We start from the raw sequence: 22,133 nt of genomic DNA on the forward strand, positions 1-22,133 counted from the left end.
CGGTTCGCCGGTACCCATGCGCTGCGGTGGTGGACCTGCCGCTTCGTGCGGATCTCTCAAGCGTTCACCATGCGGCACTGGGATCGCCCGGCATGCCCGAGCCGGGGTCGGCCGCATCGACGAGATCGGCGGGCGCGCCGGTCTGTGAGAGCCGGGCCGGACATGCGGGGAAAGTCGAACCGGCGCGCCGAGCCGATCGCGGCCGTCTGACACGCGGGATCTCCCGACAGGCCCATCGAGTGCGTTCGACCCCGACATAGGCTGATGTTCGTGCGCCGATTCAGTCTGTGGCTTCGCGGTAGGCCCCTTGTCGCGGATTCGGCGCTGGCCATGGCGTTGTTGCTGCTCGAGGTGCTCGGCGTGGCCAACTCCGATCACAAGCTCGCCTACCTCGGAATCGGAGTGCTACTGCCCGGTCCGGTGGCCTTCCGCCGGCTGTATCCGCGGGCGATGGCGGCCGCGATGCTGGCGCTGTCGATCACCTCCACGGTCGTCGGATATTTGGCCGAGGACAAGGCCGACCACATCGCGCTGTTCGGGCTCGGCATCATGCTGTACACATTGGTCGCCTATGTCGGCCGCCGCGAGGGTCTGTGGTTCGCCGCGGGACTCGCGGTGGACAGCAGCTTTTCCTTTCTGCTCTTACACAAGCCCGCGGGCAGTGACGCCATCTTCACTGCGATGTTCTTCCTGCTGTGCTGGACACTCGCGGAGTTCATCGGCGCACGGCACGCCTACGACACCGAGGTCGCGGCGCGACTCGCGGTCGCCGACTACGACCGGGAACGGCGTGCGCACGACGCGGTGTCCTTCGAACGCACCCGTATCGCGCGTGAACTCCACGACGTCGTCGCGCACGCGGTGAGCGTGATTATCGTGCAGGCCGACGGCGCGAGGTATGCACTGCGCCGCGACCCCGACGCCGCCGAACAAGCCCTCACCACCATCGCAAGCACCGGCCGCGAGGCACTGCGCGAACTCCGCCGCACCGTCGCGCTGCTGCGTATCGAACCAGCGCTCGAGCAGGTGCCGCAGCACGGGACCGCGGGCATCGCCAAGCTCGTCGAGATGATGCGCGGCACCGGCCTCGCCGTCGAACTCGAGCTGACCGGGGAACTCGACACCATCTCGCCCGAGGTCAGCCTCGGCGTGCACCGCATCGTCCAGGAATCACTGACCAACACCCTGCGCCACGCAGGCCCGCACCCGAAAGCCTGGGTCCGGGTACTGCGGCGTGAGACCGACGTCCTGATCGAGGTCACCGACTCCGGCGGCATCCCGGTCCAGGACCCGAACGGCAACGCGATCAAGGGTGGCGGAATGGGGCTGGCCGGAATGCGCGAACGCATCGCCGTCCTCGGCGGCACCCTCGAAACGGGCCGCGCTCCCGACGGCGCCTGGCGCGTGTGCGCGACCATTCCGCTCGACATCTCCGATGAGACCTGAGGCTGGGCAGGAATCATGCAGCAGTGCAACGGCTTTCGTGATATGGCGGGCGAGACTGCCGGTCGGGGAATGAAAAAGGGCGGCGGGGGATCGGAAGGCGGGCGAAGCGGGACCGGCGGGGCGGACCCGCAGGGACGATAGATTGGGCAGGTGCCGATCACCGTTCTCGTTGTCGATGACCAGGAACTCATGCGCATGGGGTTGAAGATGGTGCTGGGTGCGCATCCCGACATCGAGGTGATCGGAGAGGCCGAGAACGGCGCCATGGCGGTGTCACGAGCCAAGGAGCTGCGGCCGGACGTGGTGTTGATGGACGTGCGGATGCCCGTCGTCGACGGTGTCACCGCGACCGGGCGGATCGTCGACGCGGGTGACGGCTGCCGAGTGCTGGTGATGACGACGTTCGATCTCGACGAGCACGCCTTGGGGGCGTTGCGGGCAGGGGCGAGCGGCTTCCTGCTCAAAGACACCCCACCCGAGGATCTGATCTCCGCTATTCGGAGCGTGGCGGCGGGGGACGCGGTGGTCTCACCCAAAGTGACCAAGCGGCTGCTGGATCGGCTCATTGCCGACGATCCGGGTGGGATGCGCGACCCCGGCGTCCTCGACGTGCTGACCGCGAGGGAGCGTGAGGTGCTCGAGCAGATCGCCGCTGGTCGCTCCAACGCGGAGATCGCCGAGCAGTTGTATCTTTCGGAGGCGACCGTCAAGACGCATGTAGGCCGGGTGTTGACGAAACTCGGTCTACGCGATCGAGTCCAGGCGGTCGTGCTGGCGTACGAGACCGGTCTGGTTCGGCCGGGCGGGTAAGCGGGAGTCTCAGCGAGATATCAGGCTCACTCGGGAGAAAAGCAGGCCCATGGTGCGTTGGAATGAACGAGATCGTCCGAAAGGGGCGCTATGCCTGCCGTGTTGTTCGTGCTCTATCTGGTCGTCGAGTTCGCCGCGCTCTTCGGTCTCAGCCAGCTGATCGGCACCTTTCCCGCCATCCTTGTGCTGATCGGGGTATCTGCCGCGGGGGTGCTGCTGATCCGGTCCCAGGGCCGGCGCGTGTTCGAGCAGCTCGGCCGCGTGGGCCGTGGTGAGGCCGCCCCCGGCGCCGCTGTCGCCAACGGCGTACTCGTTGCCGCAGGCACCTTCCTGATCTCCATCCCCGGCCTGGTCACCTCGGTTATCGGCCTGCTTCTCCTCCTGCCGCCGACCCGCTTCGTGATTCGGCCGTTGGTGACCGCCCTCGGCGCGCGGCGCATCAGCCGCCTGGCCGCCGCGATGCCCTACCGCGGCGTGGTCATCGACGGTGAGAATGTCGTCGACGGCGTGGTCGTCTCCGAGTGGTCCGACGACGGTCGGCCGTCGACTCGGCGCGCGATCGAGGACTGAACGGTCGAGGTCGGACTGCCGAAGGGCGCGCCGTGCCCTAGGGTTCAGCGCTATGTCCGATCCGGTGTCACTCCCACAGGTCCGCTCCCGCATCGACGCGATCGACGCGGACCTGGTCCGGCTCCTGGCCGACCGCCAGGAGCTGGTGCGCATGGCCGCCACACACAAGACCGATGAGCAAGCGGTGCGAGCACCGGCCCGGGTAGAGCAGGTAGTCGCTCTGGCGCGGGAGCGCGCCGCAGCGGCGGGGTTGGCGCCCGCGGTCGCCGAATCGGTATGGCGGGCAATGATCGGCGCCTTCATCGAACTCGAACTGGCGGAGCAGGCCGCGATTCGCGACCGGGTCGGCACATAGTGCTTTCGACCGCTGGGCACAGGCCTTTCCCCACGGCGGTCCGAAGGGCTATCGTGCCCAGATGGTCACCGAGCAGCTCACCGTGACGGTGAGTCAGGAGCTGGCCGCAGCCGTCCGACAGGCGGCGGCGGCTGCGGGACAATCTATTTCCGGATTCACGGCCGCGGCGCTACGGCTGGAGCTGATCGCCATGGCGGCGGGTTGCCGCGCTTCCGGCAGTGGGCACGGTGTGTCGCCGCCCGCTTATGCCGAAGTCATGGCGCTGTTGGCCTTGCCGCCCGACGAGTCACCGCAAGCGGCGCTGAAAGGCTGACGAACCACATACGGCAGACTGGTCTCCCGTGAGTACCCAGTTGCTGATCGGCGGTCGCTTCTACAGTTCCAGTTCACCCGACGCGACGGCGATGGCGGTGACCGATGGGACCGTGGTGTGGCTCGGCGCCGAGCAACCGGGCCGGGCGCTGCATCCCGATGCGGAGATCATCGACCTCGGCGGTGCGTTCGTGGCACCGGCGTTTGTCGATCCGCACGTGCATGTGACGGCGCTCGGCTTGAAGCTGACGGGATTGGACCTGTCGCTCGCGCGTTCGCTCGCCCACTGCCTGGAACTGCTGCGCGAGTACGCGACAGCACATCCTGAAGGGGCGATCCTCGGTGACGGCTGGGACGAGACGCGCTGGGCCGAGGGCAGGCCGCCGACTATCGAGGAGATCGACGCCGCGGTGGGGGGCGGCCGTCAGGTCTATCTGTCGCGGGTCGACGCGCATTCGGCGGTGGTGTCCACCGCGCTGTTGAACGCCGTGCCCCAGGTGACCGGAGCGACCGGATTCACCCGGGGTGAACCCTTGCGCGCCACCGCGCATCACCTGGTGCGCACGACGGTGCTCGCGGGATTGGATCGGGCTCATCGTGATCGGGCCCGCCGGGCGGCTCTGGATGCCGCGGCCGCCCACGGCATCGTCGCCGTGCACGAGTGCGCGGGACCGGAGATCGCTGGTCGCACCGACGTGCGCGAACTGCTCGAGTTCAAGCACGGTGTGGAAGTTCGTGCTTACTGGGGTGAGCTGGTGCGCACCGCGGACGAGGCGCGGGCTCTGGTCGGCGAACTCGGTGTGCACGCACTGGGTGGCGATCTATTCGTCGACGGCTCGCTCGGTTCGCACACCGCCTGGCTGCGCGAGCCGTATGCCGACTCCAGCGGCTCCGGCATCGGCTACATCGACGCCGACGCGATTGCCGCACACGTGCAGGCGTGCACCGAGGCAGGCATCCAGGCGGGCTTCCATGTTATCGGCGACGCCGCGATGGACGCGGTCGTCGCCGGATTCGACCGGGTGGTGACAGCTCTGGGCGGACCGGCCGTCGCCGCGCGCGCGCACCGCGTCGAACATGCGGAGATGATCGATGCCGAGCAGATCGGCAAACTCGCCGCCTGGGGTGTAATCGCCAGCGTGCAACCCGTTTTCGATGCGACCTGGGGTGGGCGGGACGGAATGTACGCCGCCCGCCTCGGCGGCCACCGCGCTGCCACCTTGAATCCCTTCGCCGCGATGGCCGCTGCCGGTATCGCGCTCGCGATCGGATCGGACGCACCGGTCACCGCTCTCGACCCCTGGTCGGCCGTCCGCTCCGCAGTCCAGCACCGTACTTCCGGTCACGGCCTCTCGCCGCGCGCCGCGTTCGCGGCCGCAACCAGAGGAGCGTGGCGAGCAGGCGGCGTCCGCGACGGCATCGCGGGCACGCTGGTTCCCGGCGCTCCCGCCTCCTACGCGGTGTGGGACGCCGACGAACTCGTCGTCGCCGCAGCCGCGGACACGGTGCAGCGCTGGTCCACCGACCCGCGTTCCCGAGTCCCCGGACTGCCCCCGCTGGAACTGCATGCGGTACTGCCGACCTGTCTGCGGACCGTGCACCGCGGAGTAACGATCCATGAAGCGTGAAACCAGCGGTATCGCAATGACATCGGATCTCGATGCCGCCACGCTGCCTGCATCGCGGAGTGCGCGACCGTGACGCACGCAGCGGGCCGCGGGTCGATGCGATCGGATTTGTGGTCGATGACCAGCGGGGACCCGGTGGACGGGCCGGCGGGTGTGGTGGCGGCAGGCGGGCACCGGTGAATCGCGAGTGGGGCGCTGCACGGTGGCGGCAGCTCACAACTGCGATCGGCCGGCATCCGGTGTGGTGGCGGTCGGTGTCGGCGGTGCTCGCGGGTGTGTTGTTGTTCGGCAGCTTCCCGCCGCGCCCGTGGTGGTTCCTCGCACCGCTCGGCATCGCGGTGCTCACGCTGACGGTGCGCGGCAACGGCAGGCTGCGCGGCGGTTTCGGCTATGGATTCCTCGCTGGCCTCGGGTTTTTCATTCCACTGCTGCCGTGGACCGGGATCTATGTCGGCCCGTTCCCGTGGCTGGCGCTTTCGACGGTGTGCGCGGTGTACATCGGACTCTTCGGGCTGCTGGCGCGCCTGCTGTGCGTGTTGCCTGCCTGGCCGCTGTGGGTGGCGCTGGCCTGGACGACGACAGAATGGGTCCGATCCAGCTTTCCCTTCGGTGGGTTTCCGTGGGGCCGTGTGGCATTCGGTCAGGCCGATGGCTGGTATCTGCCGTTGGCGATGCTCGGCGGCGCTCCATTGATCGGCTTCGCGGTGGCGTTGACCGGTGCTGCTGCGGCGGCCCTTGTTCTCCCATTGCGGTCGGCCGCGCGTGCGGACGCCGAAGTAACCCGTGACCGGCCCGCTCGCCTCGGAATTATCGCTGTCGCAGTGACTTTGGCCAGCATGCCGTGCGCCGGAGCGCTTCTCCGGTCCGCGCTGCCCGGCCCGGAGGATGGCGACCGGATGATCACGGTCGCCGCGATCCAGGGCAGCGTGCCGCGGCTCGGATTGGACTTCAATGCGCAGCGGCGTGCCGTGCTGGACAACCATGTCCGGCGCACCGAGGAATTGGCTCGGGCAGTCGCGCAGGGGCGGGTGCGCAAGCCGGACATCGTGATCTGGCCCGAGAACTCGTCGGACATCGACCCATTGCGCAACTCCGACGCGGGCGCGCTGATCACCGAGGCGTCGCGGCAGATCGGTGCGCCCATTCTGGTCGGCGCAGTGCTGGTGAACACCGACCGCACGACGACCAATTCGGTGATCGTGTGGAACGGCGCGACGGGTCCGGGGGAGCGGCATGACAAGAAGATCATCCAGCCGTTCGGCGAATACCTGCCGATGCGCAGCTTCTTCCGACTGTTCTCCGAATACGCCGATCGAGCCGGATATTTCGTGCCCGGTCACGGTGATGGCGCGGTGCGCGCCGACGGCGTCGAGATCGGTGTCGCGACCTGCTATGAGGTCGCCTTCGATCGAGCCTTCCGTGATTCGATGCGGGCAGGCGCCCAACTGCTGACAGTGCCGACCAACAACGCGACCTTCGGCGACAGCGAGATGACCTACCAGCAGCTGGCCATGTCGCGCGTGCGCGCGGTCGAGCACGGCCGCGCACTCGTCGTCGCCGCGACTTCCGGGGTCAGCGCGATCATCGGTGCGGACGGTGCGGTACAGCAGGAGACCGCCAAATTTGTGCCCGCCGCGCTGGTCGCCGAGCTGCCGCTGCGCAGCTCGATGACATTTGCGACCCGAATCGGGCCCGCGCCGGAACTGCTCTCGGTTATTCTGACCGCTGCCGCCGTGGTGTTCACGGCTACCCGGCGGCGCAATGCCCGCGGTAGCGCAGCGACCGGTGCGGATGCTTCTCTCGATGAGCCGGTCGCTTGACCCTGGCGCACGTTCGATCCACGCGGCCGCCGATGGTTCCACGCGGCGGTTGATCTTCTCTACGCAGCGATGACACGTCAAATAACCGAACATCCGGTATCTTTTGGGGCTGGTGTGACTGGCGGATGCCCGCCCCATGGCCTTGTGTGCCATTCGCCAGCCTGTAACTAGGGCCGAGTTTCACTGCTCTGTTTATCGCCATATCCCGCCATTTTCGGCCTATTTCCGCCAAAACCGTCTAGTTTGCGGAAGGATAGCTGGCGAAAGTGACTTGCCGCCAACGGCGTTGGATGTGAAACAAATCCAAAACGTCGGCCATCCGGTCGATGTGATGCTCCGAATCATAGGGCGTGGATCACGTCCTACGGCTGGCGCGTGCGCGTCTGCTGTGGCGGTGCTTTGGGGAGTGCGTCAACAGCGGCAGAAGAAATGGAGTGATTGATGAGTTCATTGGCCACGGACCGTGTAGCCCAATGTTCTTCCGGTGAATTCTCGGCCCAGCCCTTTGCACTCTCGCCCGCGCAGACGGCCCTGTGGTACGCGCAGCGGATCCGCCCGGATGTACCGCTCACGATCGCTCAGTACGTCGAACTCCACGGTGATCTCGATGTCGGCCTGCTGCTCTACTCGATCGAACGTTTCGGCGCTGAAACCGAGGTCGGCCATGTACGCCTGGTCGAGATAGACGGTGTCCCGCACCAGGTGATCGATCCGGAACGGCGCCCGGGCTGGGCCAGGATCGATCTGCGCGAGGAGGCCGATCCGCACGCTGCCGCGATGCGCTGGATGAACGAGCATGCCAGCTCGCCGATCGATCTGGAGCACGATCCCCTCACTACCAATGTGGTGCTGCGAACGGGCGATTCGGACTACATCTGGTACGCGCGCGCCCATCACATTGTTATCGACGGCTACGGTGCGATGAATGCGCTGACCCGCACCGCCGAGATCTACACCGCCATCGACGGCCGCACCGAACCGGTGGTCTCGCGGGCAACGCCACTGGCCACGATCTACGCCGACGCATCCACCTACCGCGATTCGAGCCGGTTCCGCACCGACCGTGACTACTGGCTCGAGCAGTTGGAGGGTGCGGGCGAGCCGATGACGTTGTCGAATGTCAACGACACCGCCGCCGGGCTCGAAGCGGGCAGGCGGCGCGCCACTGCTGTCCTCGACGACGCGACCTCGGCGGCGATGGACGCGGCGATGGCCGCGTGTGAAACCCACAACTCGACCCTGTTCGTCGCGGCGCTGGCCAGTTATGTGCGGTCGGTGACCGGCAATCCCGACGTGGTGCTGAGCCTGCCGGTGTCGGCACGCACCACTGTCGCGCTGCGTCGTTCGGCCGGTGTGGTGTCGAACGTGGTGCCGATTCGGTTGCAGTTCGGTCCCGAGACCACCGTGCGTGATGCGGTCCGGGCCGCCGAACTGCAGATCACCGGCGCGTTGCGTCATCAGCGTTATCAGCACGACGACATTCGCCGAGACTGCGGGTACTCCCGTGACGCGCGTGGATTCTTCGGACCGATGGTCAACATCATGCTGTTCCATACCGAGCTGAAGTTCGGTAGCCTGCTCGGCTCGCTGCACGTGCTGGCGACCGGCCCGGTCGAGGATCTGTCGATCAACCTGTACAACGGCGAAGGCAACCGCATCCATGTCGACTTCGAGGCCAACCAACGGCTCTACGGTGATGCCGAAGTGGCAACACACCACAGCCGCTTCCTCGATTTCTTGACGAGGTTCCTCGCGGCCGAACCCAGCACTCCGGCGTTGTCGCTGACGGCGATCACCGACACCGAACGCGAACGCGTGCTGACCGGGTGGAATGCCACCGAGACCTCGGCGCAACACGGCACCCTCGCCGACCTGTTCGCCGATCGTGCCGTGGTCTGCCCGGAGGCGACGGCACTCGAATTCGGCGACGAGGCACTGACCTACCGCGAGCTCGACGAGCGCGCCAACCGGCTGGCCCGCCTGCTCATCGCCCGTGGCGCGGGTCCCGAATCGGTGGTGGGGCTGTGCCTGCAGCGCAGTATGGAACTGCTCGTCGGTATGTATGCGATCGTCAAGACCGGTGCGGCCTACCTGCCGCTGGACCCCGATCACCCGGCCGAGCGGATCGAGGAGATCCTGCACCAGGCCGAGCCGGTGTGCGTCCTGACCGCCGCACGCGATGAACGCACCCTGCCCGCGGACACTCCGCAGTTGGCCATCGATACCGTCGAGCTGTCGGGCTACGACCCCCGCCCTATCACCGACATCGACCGGCGCGCGCCGTTGCGCGCCGAGCACTTGGCGTACGTCATCTTCACCTCGGGCTCGACCGGAAAACCCAAGGGCGTCGGCGTGAGTCACGCCGCGATCGTCAACCGGCTGCGCTGGATGCAGGACGAATATCCACTCGACGCCACCGACGCGGTGCTGCAGAAGACCCCGGCCACCTTCGACGTGTCGGTGTGGGAGTTCTTCTGGCCCTTGCAGATCGGCGCCCGGCTGGTGATCGCGGCACCGGACGGGCACCGAGATCCCGGCTACCTGGCGCACACCATCGCCGAAAAAGGTATCACCACAGCACATTTCGTGCCGTCCATGCTGTCGGTTTTCGTCACCGACACCGATGTACGCGGCTGCACCGGGTTGCGTCGGGTCTTCTGCAGCGGTGAGGCGTTGCCCGCGGCCACGGTCCGTGATTTCCACGCCGCGCTGCACGGAACACAGCTGCACAACCTGTACGGACCCACCGAGGCCGCGGTCGATGTCACCTATTGGCCATGCCCGGCCGATCCGCCGAGTGTGCCCATCGGATCACCGGTGTGGAATACCCAAACCTACGTGCTGGATTCGCGCCTGCAACCGGTACCGCCGGGGGTGGCGGGGGAGCTCTATCTGGCCGGTGTCCAGCTGGCTCGCGGTTACCTCGGTCAGCCGCGGCTGACCGCGGATCGTTTCGTGGCCAATCCGTTCACGCCCGGAGCCCGGATGTATCGGACCGGTGACCTCGCGCGCTGGCAGGCCGACGAGACGGACCACGGTATCCTCGAGTACTTGGGTCGCAGCGACTTCCAGGTCAAGATCCGCGGCCTGCGCATCGAACTCGGCGAGATCGAGGCGGCTCTGCTCGAGGATGAGCGGGTCGCGCGTGCCGTGTGCGTGGCGCGGGCCGGACGAACCGGTGACGAACTGCTCGGATACGTCGTGCCTGCCCCGGCGGCGAACATCGACGCCGCGAGCCTGGACACCGGCGCGCTGCTCGCGGTGCTGCGCCGTAGTTTGCCCGGCTACATGGTGCCTTCGGTGCTCGTGGCGCTCGACGAGCTACCGCTCAGCCCGAACGGCAAGATCGACCGCAAGGCGCTGCCCGCGCCGACCCACGCCCATCGTCCGGCGGGCCGGACCGCCGCCGAGCCGCGCACCGAGGTGGAAAGGGTGCTCGCGGACATCTTCGCGGAGGTTCTCGACACCGACGATCTCGGCGTGGAGGACAGCTTCTTCGACCTCGGCGGCAACTCACTGATCGCCGCGCGGGCGGTGGCACGAATCAACGCCACGCTCGGCACCGGTCTCACCATCCGCGACATGTTCGAGGCCTCGACCATCACCGCACTGGCCGAGCGCTTCGCCACTCACAACCCGGACACGTTCTCGCCGAAACTGGTCCCGGTCGGTCGCCCGGCCAGGATTCCGCTCTCGCTGGCCCAGCAGCGGCTATGGATCCTGAACCGATTCGCCGAACACGCCGCCGCTTACAACATGCCTCTCGCGGTCCGGATCGACGGCCCGCTGGACCACAAGGCACTGCGGGCCGGACTCGTCGACGTGATCGAACGCCACGAGAGCCTGCGCACCACCTTCCCCGACTCGGCCGAGGGGCCCTGGCAGGTCGTGCATCCGGCCGCCGAAATCCCGCTCACCCTCGATCCGATCGATGCGGTCGGCGCGGACGTGGCTGCGCTCGCCGCCGAATTCGCCGGGTACGGTTTCGATCTGCGCAGTCAGGCGCCGATTCGGGTCGCGCTCTGGCACACCGGACCGGACCAGCATGTCTTTCTCGTTGTGCTGCACCACATCTGCGGTGACGGCTGGTCGATCGCGCCGCTGGCACGAGACCTGATGACGGCCGTCGCCGCCCGATCGAGCGGCAGCGCGCCCCAGTGGATACCGCTGCCGGTGCAGTACGCCGATTTCGCACTGTGGCAGCGCGAGCTGCTCGGCGAGGAAGCCGATCCGGCCAGCGCGCTGAGCCGTCAGTTGACCTACTGGCGCACGGCACTGATGGGCCTGCCCGATCAGCTCGATCTGCCGCTGGACCGGCCGCGCCCGATGCGCCGGTCGACCACCGGTGATCGGGTGGAGTTCACGATTTCCCCCGCGACCCGCCTTGCCGCGGCCGAACTGGCGGCGGCGCGAGGCGTGAGCATGTTCATGGTCCTGCATGCCGCGCTGGCGACGTTGCTCGCGAGGCTGTGCGCGACAACGGATGTCGCCATCGGCACGCCGATCGCGGGCCGTTCGGACCCGGCGCTCGACGATCTGGTCGGCATGTTCGTCAATACTCTTGTCCTGCGCACCGATGTGGATCCGGCCGCCGGCTTCGACCGGATGCTGGACGTGGCGCGCGAGACCGACCTCAACGCCTTCGCCAACGCCGACGTCCCGTTCGAGCGTCTTGTCGAGGTCGTCAACCCGGAGCGCTCGGCTGCGCGCCATCCGCTGTTCCAGGTGATGCTGTCCTATGACCGTGCGCCGGAGATGCGCATCGATCTGCCCGGCGTGCGGGCCGAGGTGCTGCCGATCGAATCCGATGTCGCCAAGTTCGATTTCCAGCTCGAGATTCACGACAGCGTCGGCGATGGGCCGTTGGCCGTCGAATTCGGTTATGCCACCGATGTTTTCGATAAGCGGACGATCGAGAGTTTTGCGCGCAGGTTTGTCGCCGTGCTGAACGCGGTGGTGGCCGCGCCGACCATGCCGATCGGCGATCTGGAGATTCTCGACCGACGCGAAGCCGCGAACATGGTGCCGATCGCCAGTTCGCCCGCCGAGGCGTCGATCAGTCTGGCCCGGCTGCTCACCGATATCGCCGAGCGGCTGCCCGATGCGGTCGCGGTGCGCTACCTCGGCGTCGACACCACCTATCGCGAGCTCGACGAGCTGTCCAATCGCCTGGCGCGAGCCTTGATCGAGCACGGCGCAGGCCCTGAGGTCGTGGTCGCCATCGCACTGCCGCGCAGCCTCGACTCGATCGCCGCGGTCTGGGCCGTCGCCAAGACCGGCGCAGCCTATGTGCCGATCGACCCGAGCTACCCGGCCGAGCGGATCGGGCACATGATCTCCGACTCCGGCGCAATACTCGGTCTGACCGTCCCGGACTGCCTGCTTGCCATGCCGGCCTGGCCGGCCACCGGCGGCAAGCACCGCAAGACCTACGTCGACTGGCTGGTGCTCGGCTCCGACGCGCTGGAAACCGAATGCGCGGACTACTCCACCGGTCCGATCACCGACGCGGATCGTCACCACCCGATGCGCACCAGCCATCCGGCATATTTCATCTACACCTCCGGTTCCACCGGACAGCCGAAGGCGGTCATCGTCACCCACGGCGGACTCGCGTCCCTGGCCAGTGAGCAGATGTATCTGTTCGGCGTGACGGATTCGGCACGGACACTGCACTTCTCCTCGCCGAGCTTCGACGCGTCGGTCTTGGAGATGCTGCTCGGCTTCGCGGCCGGCGCGACGATGGTGGTGGCGCCCGCGGGGATCTACGGTGGCGCCGAACTCGCCGCGCTGCTGCGCGAGGAGCGGGTGACCCACGCCTTCATCACCCCGGCGGCGTTGGCGACTGTGCCGCCCGAGGGCCTGCCCGAGCTCGAGGCGGTCATCGTCGGCGGTGAGGCGTGCGCAGCGGATCTGGTCGAGACCTGGTCGGCCGAACACCGCATCCACAACATGTACGGACCCTCGGAAGCTACCGTCGCCGCGACCGCGAGCGGGCCGATGGTCGCCGGCGCGCCCGTGCCGCTCGGTCTTCCTGTCCGTGGCATGCGCCTGTTCGTGCTGGACGGGCGGCTGCACCCGGTCCCGCCGGGCACACCCGGCGAGCTGTATCTCTCGGGCCCCGGCCTGGCCCGCGGATACCACGGCCGCTACAGCCTTACCGCGCAACGCTTTCCGGCCAATCCGCACGGCAGGCGGGGTGAACGGATGTACCGGACCGGTGACCTGGTGGTCGCCGATTCGACCGGGCGATTGCGCTTCCTCGGCCGCGCCGACGACCAGATCAAGATCCGTGGCTTCCGCATCGAGCTCAGTGAGATCGATCACGTATTGCGCGCGCATCCAGGGGTGAGCTCCGCGCTCACCGTCGTGCACGTCGATGAGCAGGGTCAGCCGCGGCTCGCGGCCTACCTGACCGCCGATGGGGCGATCGACGCCGCCGCTGTCAGCGAGACCGCGCGGCAGCGACTGCCGGGATACATGGTGCCTGCGTCGATCATCGTGCTCGATGAGATGCCGGTCAGTCCCTCGGGCAAGCTCGATCGAAAAGCGTTGCCGGAACCGGTCTTCGCCGCGCTGGGATCCTCCCGCGCGCCGAGCACGGAGCTGGAGACGCGCGTCGCGGGGGTGTTCGCCGCTATCCTCGGGCGGCCGGTGGCAGGTGCGGAGGACAGCTTCTTCGACGTCGGCGGCAACTCGCTGCTGGCCACCAGGCTCGCCGCCGCGCTGCACGCGGAATTCGGTGTCGACCTGCCGGTGCGGGAGATCTTCGAAGCGCCGACGGTCGCGGGCGTCGCCGAGCGCATTACGGAAGCGCCCCGGACGCAACGGATGGCGCTGGCTGTACACACCCCACGTCCGGGACGCATTCCATTGTCGCTGCCGCAGCAGCGACTGTGGTTCCTCAACCGATTCTCTCCCGAATCCAGCGCTTACAACATCGCATTCGTCATTCGAATCGACGGCGATCTGGATGTCACGGCGCTGAACGCGGCCCTCACCGATGTGGTGGACCGCCATGAGGTGCTTCGGACGGTGTTTCCGCAGGACAACATCGGCGCTCAGCAGATCGTGCTGCCGACTGCGCGGGTTATGCCGACCCTCGTGCCGACCGTCACCGACGAGGTGGGCGCGGACCGCGCGCTGCACACGCTCGCCCGCCGCGGTTTCGACCTGACCAAGGATGCGCCGCTGCGAATCATGCTGCTGCGCAGCGGATCCGAGCGCCATCTGCTCGGCATCGTGGTGCATCACATCGCTGCGGACGGCTGGTCGCTCTACCCGCTGACCAGGGACCTGGCTACCGCCTATGCGGCGCGGCACCAGGGTGGCGTGCCCGCGTGGGCGCCGCTGCCGGTGCAGTACGCCGACTTCGGGTTGTGGCAGCGGGCCTGCCTCGGCGAGGAGTCCGACGCGCAGAGCATCGCGGGCACTCAATTGGAGTACTGGCGCACCGCGCTGGCCGATCTGCCCGGCGAACTGCCGCTGCCCTACGACCGTCCGCGCCCCGCCGACCCGACGTTGCGGGCCGAGACGGTGCGTTTCACGGTGCCGGAGCCGGTGCAGCACGCACTCGGTGAGCTGGCCCGTGAGCAGGGCGTGAGCCTGTTCATGGTGCTGCGCTCCTCGCTCGCGGTGCTGCTTCGCTGCGTGACCGGTGGCCGCGACGTGGTGATCGGCACCCCGGTCGCGGGCCGCACCGACACCAAACTCGACGAGCTCGTCGGCATGTTCGTCAACACCCTGGTGCTGCGCTCCGACGTGAACCCCGACACCTCGTTCGCGGCACTGCTGCGCGCGGATCGGGACACCGAGTTGGCCGCCATGGCGCACGCGGATATTCCATTCGAGCGCGTCGTCGAAGAACTGGGTCGCGAGGCGCGGGCCACCAGTCGCCACCCGCTGTTCCAGGTGGCGTTGACGGTGCAGGACGCGGCGGCCCCCACCCTGGAATTGCCCGGCCTGGCGCTGCGCGCCGAGGAACTGGACATCGCGCTGGCCAAGTTCGACCTGGAGTTGCGGGTCGCGCATTTCGGTCGTGACGGAGGACCCGGTGAGCCGGGCCGCGAGTTCGAATTCGTTTTTGCCACCGAACTTTTCGATGCACCGACCATCGAGACCCTGGCCGACCGCTTCCTGAGGGTGCTGGCCGCTGTCACGGCGGACCCGCGGGTGCTGGTGCGCGATATCGACGTGCGGACCGAGAACGAACGGCGCACGCTCGCACCGGCTCACGGTGGCCCGACCGCCCCGCAGCTCACTCTGGCCGCGTACTTTGCGACGACCGCGCACGTGCACGGGCACCGTACGGCCGTGCGCTATGGCGCCGCTTCCCTCACCTACGCCGAGCTCGAGCGGCGCTCGAATCGCGTGGCGCGCGCATTGATCGGGCGCGGCCTTGGCACGGGCGATCGCGTCGCGCTCGGGCTGACCCGGTCCATCGAGTCGGTAGCCACCATGTTGGCGGTGGTCAAATCGGGCGCGGCGTTCGTTCCGATCGATCCGAAGTACCCGGCCGACCGGATCCGGCACATGCTGGTCGACTCCGGCTGCTCGGTCGGCGTGACAGTGTCCGAACACGCCGACGCTTTGCGGGCGAGCGCGGCCGAGGGTGTCGAGTCGTCGGCCGATTACGTGCCCATCACCGAATGGCTGCTGCTGGACGATCCCGAGTTCCTCGCGGAGCTGGACGAACTCGACGACAGCCTGGTGGAAGATCTGGAGAGGTTGCGGACACTGGAGGTCGCCGACCTCGCCTACCTGATCTACACCTCTGGTTCCACCGGCAAGCCCAAGGGTGTCGCCGTCACGCACAGCGGCCTGTCGAACTTCGCCGACGAGCTCCGCGAGCGCATGCAGGTCGACCGGGATTCGCGCACGCTGCACTTCTCCTCACCGAGTTTCGACGCAGCCATCCTCGACCTGCTGCTCGCGGTGGGATCCGGTGCGACGATGGTGATCTGCCCGCCGGATATCTACGGCGGCGACGAACTCGCCGCGCTGATGGAGCGCGAGCGCGTCACCCACACCTTCATGACCCCGGCCGCGCTGGCCACCATCGATCACGATCGGTGGCCCCTGCCGAACCTGCGTGGGCTGCTGATCGGTGGTGAGGCCTACGGCCCCGACCTGGTGGCCCGCTGGGCGCCGGGACGGCAGTTTTTCAACGGGTACGGTCCCACCGAGACCACGGTCGTCGTCACGATCTCGAAGCCACTGGCCTTCGACGAACCGATTACCATCGGCACGCCGGTGCGCGGTGCGCGGGCGCTGGTGCTCGACGAGCGGTTGCGCCCGGTGCCCGTCGGCGTGCCGGGTGACCTCTATGTCGGCGGATTCGGCGTAACGCGAGGCTATTTCGAGCGCCTCGGGCTCACCGCGTCCCGGTTCGTCGCCGACCCCTGCGGCCCGGTTGGTTCGCGGATGTACCGCACCGGCGATGTGGTGCGTTGGACAGGTTCCGGCGAGCTGATGTATCTCGGTCGCAGCGACCACCAGGTCAAGGTGCGCGGATTCCGCATCGAACTCGGCGAAATCACCATGGCGCTCGCCGAGAGCGAGTATGTGCGGTTCGCGCACACCGAGGTGCGGCATATCGCGGGGGTGGATCGGATCGTCTCGTTCGTGCAGGCCGCCGACGACGCGGTGGGCGTGGATATCGACAAGGTCCGCGCCAAGGCCGCCGAACAACTGCCCGCGCATATGGTTCCGGCGATCATCACCGTGCTGGATCGGATTCCATTGACTCCGACCGGCAAGCTGGACATCGCCGCGTTGCCCGAACCACAGCTGGTCGCGGACGCCATCGATCGCGCGCCGGAGACCGAGTCCGAGCGTCTCGTCGCGGGCGTGATGGGTGAACTGGTCGGTGTCGACACGGTCGGCGCCGACGACAGCTTCTTCGACATCGGCGGAAACTCGCTGCTGGCAACCCAACTCGTGGCCCGGCTGGCCGCGGCGACGAATATCAGGCTCGAGGTACGTACCGTCTTCGCGTCGCCGACGGTCGCCGAGCTCGCCGCATTGCTCGACTCCGGTCCGGCAGGCGAGGTGGGCAGGCCGGAGCTGGTCCGGCGTGACCGCCCGGAGCGAATTCCGTTGTCGGCGGCGCAGCGTCGGCTGTGGTTCCTCAACCGCTTCAACCAGATCAGTGCACAGGGCGCGGCCGCCGACCACACCGCGGGCGCCTACAACATTCCGGTTGTGCTGCGGATGCACGGCGAGCTCGACGTCGATGCGCTGGTCCGCGCGTTGCACGCGGTCCAGCGTCGGCACGAGACCCTGCGCACTGTATTCACCGAGATCGATGGGGAACCGTCACAGGTCGTCCTCGATCCAGCGGCGGCCGCGGTCCCCCTGTTCGTCGCGACCGTACGACCCGGCGACGTAGCCGATACGGTGCGGCGTTTCGCCGCTCCGGGTTTCGATCTGGCCGAGACGGTGCCGATCAAGGCCGGACTGATCACGGTGGATCCCGACGCCGATCCGGCGGGAGCCGACGACTCGGTGCAGCCCGCCGCGTCGACCGAGAACGTCCTCGTGCTGGTGGTGCACCACATCGCTATGGACGGATGGTCGCTGGAACCGCTGGCCGCCGATGTGGCGATGGCCTACCGGGCAGCGTGTGACGAGCAGAGCCCGGAATGGTCCGAACCCGAGATCCAGTACGCGGACTACACGCTTTGGCAACGGGACGCTCTCGGCACCGAGTCCGACCCCGCTTCGGTGGTGAGCCGGCAGCTGGACTACTGGCGTAGCGCCCTCGACGGGCTCCCGGAGCTGCTGGCGGTGCCCGCCGATCGCCCGCGCCCGCCCGTGCCGTCCTATCGCGGCGGTCTTGTGGAATGCGCGATCGATGGGCTCACCCACCGGGAACTGCAGACGGTCGCCACCAGCAACAACGTCAGTATGTTCATGGTGTTGCACGCCGCGCTCGCGGTTCTGCTGCACCGGATGACCGCGGCCGACGACATTGCCGTCGGCACGCCGATCGCCGGGCGCGGCCACCCGGCCCTGGATCGGATGGTCGGCATGTTCGTCAACACGCTGGTGTTGCGGACCCACATCGATCCGGATGACAGGTTCACCGACCTGTTGCACCATGTCCGCGACACCGACCTGGACGCGTTCGCGCATGCGGATCTGCCCTTCGAGCGACTCGTCGAGGTTCTCAACCCGGCCCGCTCCCAGGCGCACCACCCGATGTTCCAGGTGATGCTCTCCGTGCAGAACCATCCGGTGCGGGTACTCGAGTTGCCCGGGCTGCGGATCGAGGCCGCCGATGTGGACACCGGGATCGCGAAGTTCGATCTGCAGTTCACCCTCGTCGAATCGCGGACCGCGCAACGGGAACCCGATGGCATCACACTGTCGGTGAATTACGCGAGCGACCTGTTCGACGAAGAGACCGCGGCCCGGCTCGGTAAGCGGATGGCGCGCCTGCTCGGCGCTATCGCCGCCAATCCGACCACCGCCATCGGCGATCTGGAACTGCTCGATCCCGCCGAGTGGTCCGAGCTCGCTCCCGTGCGCGGGAGCGAACCGGACCGTCCGGTGACCTTCCCGGAGTTGTTCGCACAGGCGGTGGAGGTCGACCGGAAGGCGGTCGCGCTGCGGGCGGACGACACCCAAGTGACCTACGATGCCCTCGATCGGTGGACCAACCGGCTGGCCCGGGTGCTCATCGGACGCGGTGTCGGGCCGGAAACCCTGGTGGCGCTGGGTATTCCGCGCTCGGTCGAATCGGTGGCGACGATGCTCGCGGTAGCCAAGGCCGGCGCCGCGTTCGTGCCCGTCGACCCGCTGTACCCCGAACAGCGCATCAGTCACATGCTGTCGGATTCCGGTGCGGCGCTGGGTATCACGCTCGCGGAGTACCTGGATCAACTGCCAGCGGGCGCGGAGTGGATCGTCCTCGACGATCCGGATTTCCGCGCTGCGGTGCTCGACTCCTCGGATGCACCGATCGCGGCAGCGGAGCGGACGTCTCCGCTGCGCATGGACAATCCGGCGTACGTGATTTACACCTCCGGTTCGACCGGCACCCCGAAGGGTGTGATGGTCACCCACGGTGGGCTCTCCAACTTCGCCGCGGAGACCGCGCAGCGCTTCGATGTCCAACCCGGTTGCCGGGTACTGCATTTCGCGACGCCGAGCTTCGATGCCGCGATGCTCGATCTGCTGCTCGCGCTCGGTGGCGCGGCCACGCTGGTGATCACGCCCGCCGGCGTCGTCGGCGGCGCCGATCTCGCACAGGTGTTCATGGAGGAGCGCATCACGCACGCGTTCATCACCACCTCCGCCCTCGGCACGGTCGACCCGACCGGGGTCACCGAGCTGGCGCATGTGCTGGTCGGTGGCGAGGCGTTGCCGCCGGACCTGGTCACTCGCTGGGCGCCGGGCCGCAACCTGTACAACGTGTACGGGCCTACCGAGACCACCATCGTCACGGTGATCTCGCAACCGATGGTGCCGCGGGGGCCGATCACCATCGGCGGCCCGATCCGCGGCGTCAACGCGACGATCCTCGACACTCGCCTGCACCCCGCGCCGATCGGCGTGACCGGTGAGCTGCACCTGGCGGGCAATGCGCTGGCCCGCGGCTATCTGAATCGGCCAGGGCTTACCGCCCAGCGTTTTGTCGCCAACCCGTACGGCAAACCGGGCGAACGGATGTACCGCACCGGCGACCTGGTGCGCTGGAGTGGGCAGGCCGCGTCGGCGCACGAGATCGAGTACGTCGGCCGCACCGACCATCAGGTCAAGATCCGCGGCTTCCGCATCGAGCTCGGCGAGATCGACGCCGCGCTGGCCCGCCACACCGCCGTCGAATTCGCCACCACCATCGGGTATCACACGCCCGCGGGCGTCACCGCGCTGGTGGCGTATGTGAAGCCGCGCGCCGGGACCGCCGTCACCGCCGCGGAGCTCATCGAGCACGTCGCCGAGTTGGTGCCGAATTATATGGTGCCGCAATCGATCATGCTGATCGACGAGGTGCCGCTGAGCCCGGTCGGCAAGCTGGACCGAAAAGCGTTGCCGGAGCCGATTTTTCGTGCGGCGGACGGCTACCGCGCGCCGACGACGCCGACCGAGGTCGCGCTGTGCACGGCCTTCGCCGATGTGCTCGGTGTCGAGTTGGTCGGCGCTGACGACGGGTTCTTCGAACTCGGCGGCAACTCGCTGCTCGCCACCAAAGTTGTCGCGCAGCTGCGGGCTTCCGGGATCGATCTTCCGGTGCAGCTGATGTTCGGCGAGTCCACCCCGGCCGCCATCGCGGCCAGGCTGGATGGACCCGGCACCGCCGCGACGGCTATCGCCGCCGCCCTGGAGCCGGTGCTGCCGATCCGCCCGAGCACGGCTTCCACGCAGGCGCCGTTGTTCTGCATCCATCCCGCGATCGGGCTGGCCTGGTGCTATTCGGGTCTGCTCGCGCATCTGCCGTCGGACCGGCCGCTGTACGGGCTGCAAGCACCGCATGTCGCGGGGGAGGACGGGTTCGCCTCTATCGCGGAGGCCGCCGGCCACTACGCGGCGCACATCAAGGCGATCCAGCCGGCAGGTCCCTACCATCTGCTCGGCTGGTCGCTCGGCGGGTTGATTGCGCACGAGGTGGCCGTCCAACTGCAGGAGACGGGCGACGAGGTCGCGCTGCTGTCGATGATGGACAGCTATCAACTCTCCGACGAGTGGCTCGAACACGCCATCCCCAGTATCGCCGAGATCATCGGCGAATTCGGCGCGGACCTGCTCGCGGACGGCGCGGAGCTCGACCCGGCAATCAATCTGAGCGACGCCGCGGAACTCCTGCGGTCCCAGGCGGGCCCGTTTGCGGCGCTCACCGTCGAGCACCTGGAGCGCCTCTACGCCGGCTACACCAACGGCACGGTGCAGGCGCACGGCTTCCGGCCGCGCACCTTCGACGGCGACCTGCTGTTCTTCACCGCCGCCGATGACGAGATCAATCGAACCGACCCCGCCCGCTGCGCGGCGGCCTGGGGGCCGTTCGTTACCGGGCAAATCCATGACCACCACCTGCCGTGCAGGCACTCGGCAATGACGACACCGGAGTCGCTCGCTGTGATCGGGCCTGTGCTGCGCGGGCACCTCGATGCGCAGCCCCCGGGCCCTCGGCAGCGGCACATCGAAGGAGGCACACAGGTGAGCGAGCCGATCGTAGACGAGGTGCAATCGTGAGTTTGGCGGTGGAAGTGCTCGGCCTGGTCAAGAGCTACGGCCGGGTACGGGTGCTCGACGAGATAGACCTAGAGATCCCGGCCGGAACGGTGCTCGGCCTGCTCGGTCCCAATGGCGCGGGCAAAACGACGACAGTCCGCATCGTCACCACGCTGCTGCGTCCGGACGCGGGTATGGTCCGGGTCGCGGGCATCGATGTGCTGCGTGATCCCGCGACGGCCAGGCGGCGCATCGGCCTGTCCGGCCAGTACGCGGCAGTGGACGCCAACCTGTCCGGCTACGAAAACCTGCGCATGGTGGCCAGGCTGTACGGAATGTCGCAGCGGCAGGCGACATCTCGCGCTGCCGAACTGCTCGGTGCTTTCGGGCTCGACCATGCCGCGCATCGCAGGGCGGGCACCTACTCCGGTGGCATGGCGCGGCGCCTCGACCTGGCCGGGGCATTGGTTGCCCGGCCCGCAGTCGTGGTGCTCGACGAACCGACCACCGGGCTCGACCCGCGCGGCAGGATCGACATGTGGCGCGTCATCGGCGATCTCGTCGATGACGGGACCACGGTGCTGCTCACCACGCAGTATCTGGAGGAGGCCGATCTGCTCGCGGATCGGATCACCGTCATCGACCGCGGCCGGGTCATCGCCCGCGGCTCGGCCGACGAGTTGAAGACCTCCATCGGCGGTGACCGGCTCACCATCACGTTGGCCGCCGGGCAGGACGTGCAGCCCGCGCTGACCGTGCTCGCCCAGGTCGGTATCGGCGAACCGAGCTGCGACGACGGCTCCGACATGGCATCGGTGGTGGTCGGTGACGGCTCGCGCACCATGGTCGAGGCGCTGCGGCGCCTCGATGACGCCGGTGTATGTGTCGTGGACGCGACGGTGCACCGCCCCAGTCTCGACGACGTATTCCTGTCCCTCACCGGCGCCGCGGCATGCAAACCCGCAAGCCTCGCGCCGGAAACTGATGACGCACAAGAGGAGATCCTGTCTTGAGTGA

Annotated in this window: 9 protein-coding genes; all 9 read left to right on the plus strand. The window is 67.9% G+C overall.

All coding sequences use genetic code 11. From position 1 onward, the window contains the following. Nucleotides 1–270 precede the first annotated feature (270 nt). The 9 genes from ACFU4Z_RS17110 (at nt 271) to ACFU4Z_RS17150 (ending at nt 22,129) form a co-directional block, all read left to right on the plus strand. Nucleotides 271–1,446 (plus strand): sensor histidine kinase, encoded by a 1,176-nt coding sequence (locus ACFU4Z_RS17110; RefSeq protein WP_379063892.1) that lies wholly within the window; start codon nt 271–273, stop codon nt 1,444–1,446. A gap of 150 nt (nt 1,447–1,596) precedes the next feature. Continuing rightward, nucleotides 1,597–2,256, plus strand: coding sequence for a response regulator transcription factor (locus ACFU4Z_RS17115; RefSeq protein WP_328400561.1), 660 nt, complete (start codon nt 1,597–1,599; stop codon nt 2,254–2,256). 90 nt (nt 2,257–2,346) lie between these two features. Then, nucleotides 2,347–2,826, plus strand: a complete 480-nt coding sequence (locus ACFU4Z_RS17120; protein WP_379063895.1) for an FxsA family protein — start codon at nt 2,347–2,349, stop codon at nt 2,824–2,826. A 52-nt stretch (nt 2,827–2,878) separates the two neighbouring features. After that, nucleotides 2,879–3,181: a chorismate mutase gene (locus ACFU4Z_RS17125; protein ID WP_379063897.1), complete on the plus strand. Its 303-nt coding sequence runs from the start codon at nt 2,879–2,881 to the stop codon at nt 3,179–3,181. Nucleotides 3,182–3,242: 61 nt separating this feature from the next. Beyond that, complete coding sequence (locus tag ACFU4Z_RS17130) at nt 3,243–3,494, plus strand: hypothetical protein (RefSeq protein WP_379063899.1); 252 nt, start codon at nt 3,243–3,245, stop codon at nt 3,492–3,494. A gap of 28 nt (nt 3,495–3,522) precedes the next feature. Then, nucleotides 3,523–5,121 carry an amidohydrolase gene (locus ACFU4Z_RS17135; RefSeq protein WP_379063901.1) on the plus strand — a complete coding sequence of 533 codons (1,599 nt, stop codon included), beginning with the start codon at nt 3,523–3,525 and terminating at the stop codon, nt 5,119–5,121. A gap of 176 nt (nt 5,122–5,297) precedes the next feature. Continuing rightward, entirely contained in the window at nt 5,298–6,941 is a 1,644-nt protein-coding gene (lnt, locus tag ACFU4Z_RS17140) for an apolipoprotein N-acyltransferase (RefSeq protein ID WP_379063903.1), read from the plus strand. A 441-nt stretch (nt 6,942–7,382) separates the two neighbouring features. After that, on the plus strand, nt 7,383–21,137 hold the full coding sequence (locus ACFU4Z_RS17145; RefSeq protein ID WP_379063905.1) for an amino acid adenylation domain-containing protein: 13,755 nt from the start codon (nt 7,383–7,385) through the stop codon (nt 21,135–21,137). Next, complete coding sequence (locus tag ACFU4Z_RS17150; protein ID WP_379063907.1) at nt 21,134–22,129, plus strand: ATP-binding cassette domain-containing protein; 996 nt, start codon at nt 21,134–21,136, stop codon at nt 22,127–22,129. Before ACFU4Z_RS17145 ends, ACFU4Z_RS17150 begins: the two co-directional genes overlap by 4 nt. Nucleotides 22,130–22,133 lie beyond the last annotated feature (4 nt).

The sequence above is a fragment of the Nocardia sp. NPDC057440 genome (assembly GCF_042802915.1).
Taxonomy (GTDB): Bacteria; Actinomycetota; Actinomycetes; order Mycobacteriales; family Mycobacteriaceae; genus Nocardia.